This window comes from Microbacterium sp. sgz311019 (assembly GCF_056135325.1).
This window is the reverse complement of the sequence record NZ_JBWAXO010000003.1, coordinates 105,815-117,066: the sequence shown is the minus strand read 5'-3', so window position 1 is coordinate 117,066 and position 11,252 is coordinate 105,815. Positions and strand designations below refer to the sequence as shown.

General features: G+C 64.4%; 9 protein-coding genes. 7 read left to right on the top strand and 2 right to left on the bottom strand.

Annotated features, from left to right (window positions below):
- The first annotated feature begins 38 nt into the window (after window positions 1–38).
- The 4 genes from AC0NZN_RS06050 (at window position 39) to AC0NZN_RS06035 (ending at window position 4,990) form a co-directional block, all read left to right on the top strand.
- The gene (locus AC0NZN_RS06050; RefSeq protein ID WP_474591377.1) at window positions 39–953 is read left to right on the top strand and encodes an ABC transporter permease; all 915 of its coding nucleotides are present in this window, start codon (window positions 39–41) and stop codon (window positions 951–953) included.
- Between the two features lie 4 nt (window positions 954–957).
- Window positions 958–2,175 carry an ABC transporter ATP-binding protein gene (locus AC0NZN_RS06045; RefSeq protein ID WP_474591376.1) on the top strand — a complete coding sequence of 406 codons (1,218 nt, stop codon included), beginning with the start codon at window positions 958–960 and terminating at the stop codon, window positions 2,173–2,175.
- A 3-nt stretch (window positions 2,176–2,178) separates the two neighbouring features.
- On the top strand, window positions 2,179–4,017 hold the full coding sequence (locus AC0NZN_RS06040; RefSeq protein WP_474591375.1) for a glycosyltransferase: 1,839 nt from the start codon (window positions 2,179–2,181) through the stop codon (window positions 4,015–4,017).
- A 178-nt stretch (window positions 4,018–4,195) separates the two neighbouring features.
- Entirely contained in the window at window positions 4,196–4,990 is a 795-nt protein-coding gene (locus AC0NZN_RS06035) for a class I SAM-dependent methyltransferase (RefSeq protein WP_474591374.1), read from the top strand.
- Window positions 4,991–5,008: 18 nt separating this feature from the next.
- Here AC0NZN_RS06035 and AC0NZN_RS06030 read toward each other — a convergent pair whose 3' ends face one another.
- Together AC0NZN_RS06030 and AC0NZN_RS06025 are read right to left on the bottom strand one after the other, a co-directional pair.
- Entirely contained in the window at window positions 5,009–6,418 is a 1,410-nt protein-coding gene (locus tag AC0NZN_RS06030) for a glycosyltransferase (RefSeq protein WP_474591373.1), read from the bottom strand.
- The gene (locus AC0NZN_RS06025; protein ID WP_474591372.1) at window positions 6,415–8,001 is read right to left on the bottom strand and encodes a DUF2142 domain-containing protein; all 1,587 of its coding nucleotides are present in this window, start codon (window positions 7,999–8,001) and stop codon (window positions 6,415–6,417) included. The genes AC0NZN_RS06030 and AC0NZN_RS06025 overlap by 4 nt, the downstream gene beginning before the upstream one ends.
- Window positions 8,002–8,173: 172 nt before the next feature.
- On the opposite strand from AC0NZN_RS06025, the gene AC0NZN_RS06020 reads away from it, so the two are divergent.
- The 3 genes from AC0NZN_RS06020 to AC0NZN_RS06010 are packed head-to-tail and all read left to right on the top strand — an operon-like array spanning window position 8,174 to window position 11,156.
- Entirely contained in the window at window positions 8,174–10,009 is a 1,836-nt protein-coding gene (locus tag AC0NZN_RS06020; RefSeq protein ID WP_474591371.1) for a hypothetical protein, read from the top strand.
- A 14-nt stretch (window positions 10,010–10,023) separates the two neighbouring features.
- Window positions 10,024–10,755: a glycosyltransferase family 2 protein gene (locus AC0NZN_RS06015; RefSeq protein WP_474591370.1), complete on the top strand. Its 732-nt coding sequence runs from the start codon at window positions 10,024–10,026 to the stop codon at window positions 10,753–10,755.
- Complete coding sequence (locus AC0NZN_RS06010; protein ID WP_474591369.1) at window positions 10,752–11,156, top strand: DUF2304 domain-containing protein; 405 nt, start codon at window positions 10,752–10,754, stop codon at window positions 11,154–11,156. Before AC0NZN_RS06015 ends, AC0NZN_RS06010 begins: the two co-directional genes overlap by 4 nt.
- Window positions 11,157–11,252: the final 96 nt, after the last annotated feature.

The following is an 11,252-nucleotide window of genomic DNA, read 5'->3' as shown; positions in this document are numbered from 1 at the left end:
ACGTTTCGGAGTTGACGCACGATTAGGATTGAGCACCTATGCCCGATAACACGCTCACCGCCGAACAGCGTTTCGCGCGCCTGGACGCCACGCCGATGCGCAGCGTCGGTTCGCTCGGCACTGGCCTCCAGGGGTACATACAGCCGGTGCGCGACATACTCGCCCACCGCGAGATGCTCGGGTTGCTCGTCCGGCGTGACCTCAAGGCCCGCTACAAGGACTCCGCCCTTGGCTTCCTGTGGGCACTCGCCCGCCCGCTTGTTCAGCTCGCCATCTATTACGTGGTTCTCGGTCACTTCCTCAGCGCGGCCAAGGGTATCCCGGACTTCGCCGTCTTCGTCTTCACCGGTCTCACGGCGATGGGTCTCTTCCAGGAGATCGCCATCGGAGGAACCGGCTCGATCATCGCGAATGCCGGTCTCGTCAAGAAGGTCTACATGCCGCGCGAGGTCTTTCCACTCGCAAGCGCCGGATCGGCCCTCTTCAACTTCGGCATTCAGCTGATCGTGCTTCTTCTTGCGACGCTGCTCGTGGGCAAGCCGCCTCTGAACGCTGAGGTCTTCTTCGTCGTACCCTCGCTCGCCGTGCTCTTGGCGTACGGCCTTGCTTTTGCGCTCCTCTGCTCGGCATGGAACGTCTACCTGCGAGATGTGCAGTACCTGGTGGAGGTCGCGACGATGCTGCTCTTCTGGATGTCGCCCGTCGTCTATTCATGGCAGATGGTCAGCAAGATCATCACGAACCCCGTGCTACTCGAGATCTACACGAACAACCCACTGACCCTCGCGGTTCTTGGGTTCCAACGAGCCTTCTGGGTGGCCGGCCAGAGTCAGCCGCAACCGTCCGACCTTCTTGTGCGCTTGCTGATTGCGCTGGGCATCGGGTTGGTGCTGATGCTCGTGAGCCACCGCGTCTTCCTGCGACTGCAGGGCGACTTCGCACAGGAACTGTGAGCACGTGACCGATCAATCCTCTGCCGTTTCTCTCACCGCTCCCAACCCTGAGGTCGTCCGCATCCGGAACGTCTCGAAGCGGTTCACAGTGAGGAAGGACTCCTCGCTGAAGGAGCGTGTCGTGACGCTCGGACGCGCGGGCCGTGCGCACAAGCAGGACTTCTGGGCTCTGAGCGATGTAAGTCTCGACATTCGCGCTGGAAACACGATCGGACTCATCGGCCACAACGGTTCGGGCAAGAGCACCCTGCTGAAGGTCATCGGCGGGATCATTCAGCCGACGTCCGGAAGCGTCGAGCAGCGAGGGCGGATTGCGGCGCTCCTGGAACTCGGTGCCGGCTTCCATCCTGACCTCACCGGGCGCGAGAACGTCTTTCTCAACGCCTCCGTCCTTGGTCTGTCGGCGGAGGAGACGGCTGCGCAGTTCGATGCAATCCTGGAGTTCTCCGGTGTGGGCGAGTTCATCGACACTCAGATCAAGTTCTACTCATCCGGCATGTACGTGAGGCTGGCTTTCGCCATCGCCGTGCATACGGATCCCGATATTCTGCTCGTCGACGAGGTGCTGGCTGTCGGTGACGAACAGTTCCAGCGCAAGTGCCTCGACAAGATCAAGGAGTTCCAGGCGCAGGGGCGGACGATCATCATCGTCAGCCACGCACTTGATCAGATCCAGTCTCTGTGCGATCGGGTTATCGTCATGAACCGCGGTCAGATGGTGTTCGACGGCATTCCAAGCACGGCGATCGAACGCTTCCGTGAATTGCTGGCGAACAACGCTGTCGGTCAGGCTCGTCCGGACGAGCTGGGCACGGCGATCGCCATCCTCGGGGTCGAGATTCTCTCCGAGGACGGAGAGAACCGCGAGACGTTCTCGATGGGCGAATCACTGGTCATGCGCGTGACGCTGAAGTCGTTCGTTCCGATGGAGAAGTGGGACATCGGATTCAGCATCGATACAGCGATGGGGCAGATTGCGCTCGCGTCGAACTCTGATCTGCTCCAGCTCGACCTACCGCCCGTCGACGGGGAACTGAGTGTGGACATCCTCGTGGATGGCGCTCAGTTCAGTCCGGGCCGTTACGTCGTCAACGCGAACGTCTCCGGGGTGAGTGTCGCCGCATCACACTCGCTGATGCAGGGAGCGCACTTCATCATCGATGGCGAGCCCACCACGATCGGGCCGGTGGCCGCGACCGTCCGCATCCAAGAAGGCCGCTGACAGATGCCGGCGGACCGGCCCGAGCGTTGTGTTCAGCGCATCCTGTTCCCCCTCGACGGGGATGAGGAAGCGCTGGGCTTGTATCTTCGGGCCGACCCTGGAGCGGCGACGTGGGAGCGGACTCGCGTCGTGATCGCGCCGGGCGCCGCCATCACGCTCGCCACATACTTCGCGGCATTCCCGGCCGGCACATGGCGCGAACATGCGGGGCTCGAACGCGTGCTGGTGGAAGGGGATCTGGACGGTCGCGCCAAGGTTCTCATCTGCGCCGCCGACGAGGCGGTCGACAGGCGAGTTCTCGCCCAGATTTCGGCCGAGGGTCCCTTCTCACAGGACATCGAGATCGGTTCCTGGACGTGGGTGTGGCTCGAGATCGAGGCCGCAGAGACCGGCGCGACGCTGAGCGATGCGCGGTGGATGGCGAACGATGCGCGGATGCAGACCGCGGCGGTGTGCATCACCACACACAATCGAGGCGCCGACTGTGTGGCGGTCCTGGAGCGACTCGCGTCCGACGAACGCGTCCTCGCGCAACTGGTGCGCGTCTTCGTGGTCGACCAAGGCGACCGCCCCGCGTCGGCGGCGCCCGGATTCGCTGAGGTATCGACTCGTCTGGGGGAGCGGCTCACGCTCATCGTCCAGCCAAACCTGGGGGGGTCAGGGGGATTCAGCCGGGGCATGTTCGAGGCGCTCGACACCGATGCCGACCATGCGCTCCTGTTGGATGACGACGTGGTGCTCGAACCGGAGTCGATCTGGAGGATGCTCGCCTTCGCATCACGTGTGACTCGATCGACCATCGTCGGCGCTCAGATGCTGAATCTCCTCGACCGGACGCTCCTGCATTCAGTCGGCGAGCGGATCGAGCAGCGCGGTTTCTGGTGGACGCCTGTCGCGCCCTCTCTTGCACCCGTCGATCTCGCCACTTCGACGATCGAGAGCACGCCTGCTCTTCGCCGCACATATGAGGTGGAGTTCAACGGCTGGTGGATGTGTCTTGTGCCGCTCGATGTCATTCGCCGTATTGGGGCCGCACTCCCGTTCTTCATCAAATGGGACGATGCCGAATTCGGTCTTCGCGCCGCCTCGAAGGGAGTGCCGACCGTCACCCTGCCGGGCGCGGCGCTGTGGCACATGCCGTGGACAGGTAAGGATGACGGTCTCGACTGGCAGGCGTACTTCCAGCTTCGCAATAGAGTGATCACCTGTCTCGTGCACTCACGTTCCCGGCACGGGGGAGGGGTGCTGTCGTCGTCTTTCGCTCAGGATGTGAACCACCTGCTGTGCCTCCAGTACGGCTCTGTTGCCGCGCGACGGATGGCGCTTAGAGACGTTCTGCGCGGACCTGGCCACCTCCCTGCCATGATTGCGCAGGTCGTGCCCGAGGTGCGCGCCCTGATGTTGGAAACCGGTCAGATTGTGCGGCCGTATGCTGAGCTGCCGCATGGCTCACGAGCAGTCCCCGAACCTCCGAGCGGGGCAGTCAGCTCGGTCGTGCGCCTTTTCCGTGTCATCGGACACCAGCTCCGGCCCTCTGGCGCCGCAGGCGCTGGCGAGGTCGACCTGGCGCTCGAGCGGGCGCAAGGCAAATGGTGGGTGCTCGGGCTGCTCAACAGTGCGTCGATCGCGAGCGCGACCGGGAGCGGGGCATTCGTCGTTCGGCGTGATCGACGCCGCGCAGTGGGACTCCTCCGGGATATGGTCGCCTTGCGTATGAAGTTGTGGCTGAGTTGGCCGCGGCTTGCGCGTGTGTATCGCCAGGCCGTTCCGTCATTGACCTCCGAATCCAGTTGGAGCGGGGTGTTCGCGATGCAACCGGAGGTGTCCGACCCGGCCAAGTAGCGTCGGGCTCGCGTCCGCCGCGGCCGGCGCCTATGCTTCTGAGAACCCGACCAGTGCAACGAGGCGGATGGACCAGTCCTTCGAAGTCAGCCAGGCCGAGCCCGCTCATTCAGCATCGTCATTCTGGCTGCGACCGACGTCATATTGGCTCCCTGCGCACCTGCCCCTCTCCGCGTGGGTGACGCACGGCCCCTTCGCTGCATGGCTCGTGGACGTGCTACGACCGCGGAGGGTTATCGAGCTCGGAAGCCATTTCGGCTACTCGTGCTTTGCCATCGCGGAGGCCGCGAAGCGGCTCGGTCTCGACACAACGATCGATGCTCTCGACAGCTGGGAGGGCGATGATCTCGCAGGCCATTACGGTGAAGACGTGTACGAATATGTTCGCGAGGTCGCTGCGACCGACTACCCCGAGTCCGTGAGGCTCGTTCGCGGCTGGTTCAGTCGATCAAGGCCGCTCTTCGAAGACTCGTCGGCTGATCTGCTTCATATTGATGGCCGGCACGGTTATGAGGACGCGCTCGAGGACTACACGCAGTGGCGATCGACCGTTCGGGATGGGGGAGTGATCCTCTTCCACGATATCGCCGAGCACAAGGGTGGGTTTGGAGTCTGGAAGCTGTGGGACGAGATCGCGGAACCGGGCCGCTCATTCACGTTCGACCACGGCCACGGGCTCGGCGTGCTGGCGGTCGGCACCTGCCGGACTCCCGAGCTTCAGTCGTTGTTCACTGCGGATGAGGAGACGTCGGCTCGGATCCGCGTCGACTACGAGCGCCTCGGTGAAAGAGTCGCCCGGCAATGGTGGCTCGAGACGCTTCCGGAGGACGCGGAGCGTGCATGGGCGGAGGTTCGGCAGCGCGCGGCTCATGAGGACGAACTCCAAGCCGAGATCGACGCGCTGAGGGGCAGTACAAGCTGGCGGGTGACGACTCCGCTGCGTGCTCTGGGCCGGATCGTCCGCGATCGGTGAGATCGGGTTTGCGAGTCGTCATTCCCGGCTGAGGCGCTCGCTGCGCGTCAGCAGCTTATCGCGCACCAAGGGGAGTCCACCCTGCCTCCAGTAGTAGCGGAAGAGTGCGAAGTCGCGGCGGCGTCCGCGCGGCATCGTGAGGATGCGTTCGAACACCGTCCCCGAGGCGCTGGAAAGACGTCTGATGACGATGTCTCGGTCTGCGGCGGGACGAGGCGCATTGCAGTACTCGACGAGGGGTGCCAGCGCCTGCGACCACGTGAACTCATCGCGAACCGCTCTTAAGTTCTCCGCGGCGAGGCGCCGCGCATCGTCGTCGCATGCCATCTCCACGATCGCTTCAGCGAGAGCCACAGCATCGCCGGGGGGTACGACCCTCCCGATCCCGCGATCCCGGATGAGGGAGGCGAAGCTGTCGCCGTCCGTCGCGACGATCGGCAGTTCGGCCCACAGATAGTCGAGGATGCGAGTGCGGAATGCGAATCGCGTCTCCGCGTGCAGCTGATGGGTACTGACGCCGACATCAGCGTCCAGAAGGAAGTCGGCGCGTTTCTCATAATCGACCCACGCGTCGTTGAAGAACACCGTGCGGCCGATCAGGCCGAGCCGCTCAGCAGTCTCGACGGTATCGGTGAGGGCCTGCATCTCGGGGATGTCGGGGTTGAAGTGACGCGCGCTGAGAAAGAAAAGCTTGACCTCGGGGCGCTCCGCCGAAAGCAGTCCCATCGCCTCCACGAGGGTGACAGGGTCGAACCAGTTGTAGATCCCGCCGCCCCAGATGAGCACTTTGTCGTCCGGACCGATACCGGGGACTGTGCCCTTGATTCCGTGACGCCGCTGCACCGGTGGGTCGTCCGGCAGCCCGAACGGCACGATTCGCAAGAGGGAATCGAATGTCGGGTCTGCGGCGTAGGTGAGCGGGTTCAGGCGGCCGGCGGATGACAGGCCGCCGAGCCACAGATCGCGCTGGGTCTCTGACGCGCACAGGAAACAGTCCGCGCGCGCGAGCTGCTCGTTTAGGAGCGAGACCGCTTTCGTGACCTCGTCGGCCCATTGGGCCGGAGGTGCGTACTTGTTCATCTCGAGCTGCTCGAGCTGGAACGGGTCGTACAGGTCCGCGACGATGATCTTGTGGCTGCGTGTGATGCTCGGGAAGACACGAAAGGACGTCCCCTGAACGACGATGACATCCGTCCACTGCTCGTGCGCAAGCATCTGACGGTCGTCGGATTCCCGGACGTGCACGGTCTCGAAGCGATCCGACGTGCGCTCGATCCGATTCCACGAAACGATCCGGACATCGCATCCGTCCGCCAGTGCTTCCGCCATGTTCCACACCCTGATCGCTGGGCCCGCCATTCTCTCGCCGATCAGGTCGCCGGTGATGATCAGAACCCGGGTTCGCGACCGCTCGGTGATGTCGCTCATCGGGTGGTCACCTGTTCTTCGGCCGTACTGGAGCGTACGAGATCGGGTTCCCTGCGCGGAGCGGGCTCGCTCGAGAGCGGCGGAGATGAAGGGTCGGCGCCGTCGAGTCTGGAACTCGAGACCGAGCTTCCGAGCGTCCGAGCGGGACGAGGAAGTACGAACGCGAGAAGTACGAGCATCGCGAGATATGCCAGCGAGCCTCCGACCCACGTGACCATGGTCGAGGGACCGACACTCCACCACCATTCGGCGTTGGTGCCCGGGTCGAGCGTCAGGTGCTTCGTACCGGTCGTGTATCGCTGCATATTCGTGTGCAATGCGACCACGTACGAGATCGTGAGCGCCGTCGTGGCAAGCCCGTAACGTAGACCACGCCACGCGGTCTCGGCATCGGGCCGGATGGAGGCGACGCCGAGCGCGATCACCATGAGCGGGAGGATGTAGCGCGGTTGCACGAGCGCGCCGACCAGGACGTGCGATTGGTAGAGCAGGACGAAGGGAACGACCCACATCGCGGCGAGCGCGAGCGCGATCGCGATCGCTCGACGAGGGCCGGCGTTACGGATGCCGACGAAGAGCGCTCCGCTGAACACCAGCACGGCGCCCGTCTGCACGACTGCGGGCAGTCCCGTGTCGAGCCATCCGAGCGCCCATCCGCCCAGCGCCCCGAACCAGAGCGTCGGAACGCCGAGGAGATTCGCGATGTTCTGGCCGGTGGTGAGCGGGGGTATGCCCTTCGACATGCCCGTTATGACCGCGCCGCCCTGGCCAGCGCTCAGGTAGAAAGCGGTTCCGATGACCACGACGGCGACAACGGCAATGATCGGGACGAGCAGATCCCGCCGCTTGCGGAAGCCGAGGATCACGGCGAGGATGGCGGCGAAGACGGCGTACACGCCAGCGTCTGCGCGTGCGCCGGCGCCGACGAATGCGCAGAACGCTGCGAGCGCCGCGAGCACCCAGCGCTGCCTGCCTACCGTCTGCGTAGCGCCGTAGAGGGTGATCCATACCGTGGCGCCCGAGAGAATCGCCCACGATGAAGGATTCACCGAGGCCAGCACGAAGATTCCGAGCGGGATGCTCGTCGCGATCACCGATATCAGGAGCGCCGGTCTCATCCGCCGCGGAAGGGCGTAGAAGACGAGAGTCAACAATCCGACGGCGAATGCGGAGTTGAACAGGCGCATCGCCAGGACAGATGTCGGTATGTCGCGACTCGCGAACGCGGCCATGGTCGCGTAAAAGACGGGGGGATAGAGTCCGTCGACATTGGCCCGGGTGACCGTCGTCATCCCGGATTGGTCGGGATTCCAGCAATCGCCGCTCTGCTCGGGGTGGAACACGTAGCAGGTCGTGGTGACGAGTGCGGTCGGGATGCTGCGCACGTTCGAGTGCTCTGGCGTCGCCTCGCACAGGCCTCCGCGCTCGCCGAGGCCGCACCAGATCGATGCGAGATGGAAGTCGTCGTCAGGGCTCGATCCCACGGGCGAACTGTACGCCCATGCAGCGAGCGACAGGAATGCGAGGACGGGAATCGCTATCGCGAGTACGAGCCGGACGGCGGCCGAGCGGGTTCGGTTCACCGACGTATCCTACCCGGCGAGCCTGTCCGGACCCCGATCTGCTCGGGCAGCCCGTGCCTTGGGCGGTGCGAGCGCGTTCGAAACTGCCAGGGACAGCGTTTATCCTTCGATTGGGTCGGCATAGCGCATGGCCGAAACGTACAAGAGGTCGTGAACGATGCCCCGAGGAGAAATGGGACGATTGTCGCGCCGCGCTGCGCTGATCGGCTACTTCGCCGTCCTGGTCGGCGCCGCCGTCTGGACCCTGTTGGGTGGCCCGATGACGGCGTTGCTCGTGGCCGTCACCGTTCCGGCGTTCGGAGCACTTCGAACGCGCTGGGGACTCGCGCGCACAGTGGTGGTGCTCCTCTGCGCGGCCTGCTGGTCGACCCTCGTTCTCTTCGTGCTTTCGAAGGCGGTCCGGGTGCCGGCCATCGCGCTGGTGATCGCGCTCGCATTGATCGTCGGCGTGATTGCAGCATCCGTCCTGTATCGCCGGGGCTGGGCCGGGTCGAGGGGAGACCTCACGGCGCTCGGGTTCGCCTCCGTCGGCGGTCTCTTGTGGTGCACGGTCATCGGTGTCGCGGAACTGCTGCCCGGAGGATCCCCCGTCTCCTGGTCGATGATGGGTGATGCGGCCAACAACGTCCTCTTCGCACGAGCTGTCGTGGAGAATGGCGGATTGACGGTCGGCCCGGGTCAGAACCCCGTGCCGCTCACCTCAGCCCTGATCGCGCTGTTCATGCTTCCCGGCCGAGCTCTCGTAACTCCCACGGTCAGTGCGGACATCCTCGCGCTCACCCAGATGTGGTCTTGGACGATCGTCGCCGCATGCATCATGTCCGGCCTGCTCGTCGTTGCTCTCGTGCGCCGCCATGACGCCCTCGGATATGTCGCCGTCGCAGCCGGCTCCGTCCTCCCGCTGTCGTGGTTCATACTCGCCGGCGCCATCGGCCTGGGTTTTGTGAACTTCCATCTGACTCTGGCTCTACTGCTGGGCTGCCTCATCGTGGTCGTACGCGCACGCGAGCGGCCCCTCGCAACGCTCGTCATCCTCTCCGTGGCCCTGACCTCGGTTCTCGCCGTCTGGGCTCCCCTCGCAGGGGTGCCGGCGTTGGCCCTCTCGCTCGCGATCGTCGGTCAGTGGCGTGCATATCTCGGACTTCGCGGATGGCGGCTGGGGGTCGCCATCGTCGCCCTCGCCCAGGTTGTCCTGTTCTTGGTGGCGGTCTCTCTGCCCAGCTACCTCGAGCAGGGGTCTGCCCTTTCCGAGGCTGCGGGAGCCGTCTTCATGGTCAGTCGCCGCATGCTCTTGCTGGCGGGACTCGCGACCCTGATCGCAGGAGTCTGGTATGCCTGGAGGTTTCGCAGCAAGGCGGCGCCCATCATCCTGATCGCGGGATTGGGGGGCGGATCCCTGGGACTGGCGCTCTTGCTCTGGATGCGGCGCGATCAGAAGGACCTCTGGGCCTACTATCAGCTCAAGTACGCATGGCTGCTGCTCGCGCTCTTGGTGATTCTGGCGGTGGCATTCGCCATAGCTCTCGCTACGTCATTCTCGACATCGGCTGTCGCCACGGCGACGGCCGTCGTCGCGGTCGTGGTGACTGCGATCGGATTCGGAGCCGTCGTGCAGGCGACCATCCCCGCCTATGGGCGGGATGCGCAACTGCTTCGCGACCCGATGGCGCGCATCCTCACTGGCGACTACTTCACCGATGGAGAGGCCGACAGGGTGTTCCATGAGGTCGCCGCCCTGTCAGATTCGCATGCGACGACCGTCCTGTGGAGGAGCGGCGACGTCGACGAGGACAGCATCATGTTCTGGGTGATCCAGATGGCCTCGCGAGGCATCGACGACACCGCGTTGCGAACCTTCGCCTACTACCGGGATACCCGCTCGACGGCTCAGCTCTGCAAGATCGGAAGGCTCATGGGACGTCCGATCGACGTCATCACGTCAGACACCGGGCTGAATGGGGAGGTTGCGAAAGCGTGTCCGGATCTCGGGACCGTCATCGTGCGTTGATATGATGAGGGACCATGCTTGAGGACCCGGGGCGCACGCTCATCATCATGCCGGCGTGGAACGAGTCCAAGAATGTCGGAAACACGGTGCGCGAGATTCTCGATCAGAACGCCCCCTACGACATCGTCGTGGTCGATGATGGATCCACTGATGACACAGCGCAGGTGGCGCGGGCGGCAGGCGCGCGGGTTCTGGTTCTGCCGTTCAACATGGGCGTCGGTGGGGCGATGCGCACAGGGTTCACTTACGCACAGCGCCACGGCTACCGCCGCGCGATCCAAGTCGATGCGGACGGACAGCATGATCCGCGGGAGATCCCGATCGTACTCGCGGGACTGGAGCACGCTGACATCTCGATCGGGGCTCGATTCGCAGACAAGGGCGACTATGAGGCGCGGGGCCCCCGTCGCTGGGCGATGATCTTCCTCGCATCTGTCGTGTCCAGAGTGGCGAAGACTAGGTTGACGGACGTCACAAGCGGCTTTCGCGCCGCGAATGAACGAGCGATCGATCAATACGTCCGCTATTACCCGGCTGAGTACCTGGGGGACACGGTCGACTCGCTCGTCAGTGCAATCCATTCCGGACTGACCGTGACGCAGATTCCGGTCGCGATGCGTGCGCGCATGCATGGCAAGCCGAGCCAAAACCCGATCGGATCGACGATCTACCTCCTGCGATCCGTCTTTGCGCTCTCACTCGCGCTGATGCGTGGCCGTCGTCGACCGACGGAGGCGAGCGCGTGATCGTCCTCGCCGGCATCGGCCTTGCCCTCCTCGTCCTCGCCATCATCATCTCGTTGCTGCTTCGTCGTCAGCTACGCGAGAAGTACGCGACGCTGTGGCTGATTATCGGCATCGTCATTCTGGTTCTCGCCGTCTTCCCGCAGCTGCTGCTCGGGCTGTCGCGCGCGCTCGGCGTCGCAGTCCCGTCGAACCTCATCTTCGCGCTCGCGCTGGTGCTTCTGATCGGCGTCGCTCTGCATTTGTCGTGGGAGCTGTCGCAGGCCGAGGAAGAGATACGTCGTTCCGCTGAGGAACTGGCCATTCTCCGGGCGCAGTACGACGATGTCGAGCAAAGGCTCCAGCGTCTCGAGGCATCCGGGCACGGTACTGCGCAATCCTGCGTTCCCGGTCTCGATGAGTGATCGGACCGGCCGGTCCGCGCTGCTCGTCGGTGGGGGAGCCGCGGTCGCTGCGCTCTCCGGGATCGTCTTTCTCGCGATCTCTGCGCGGTCGCTGAC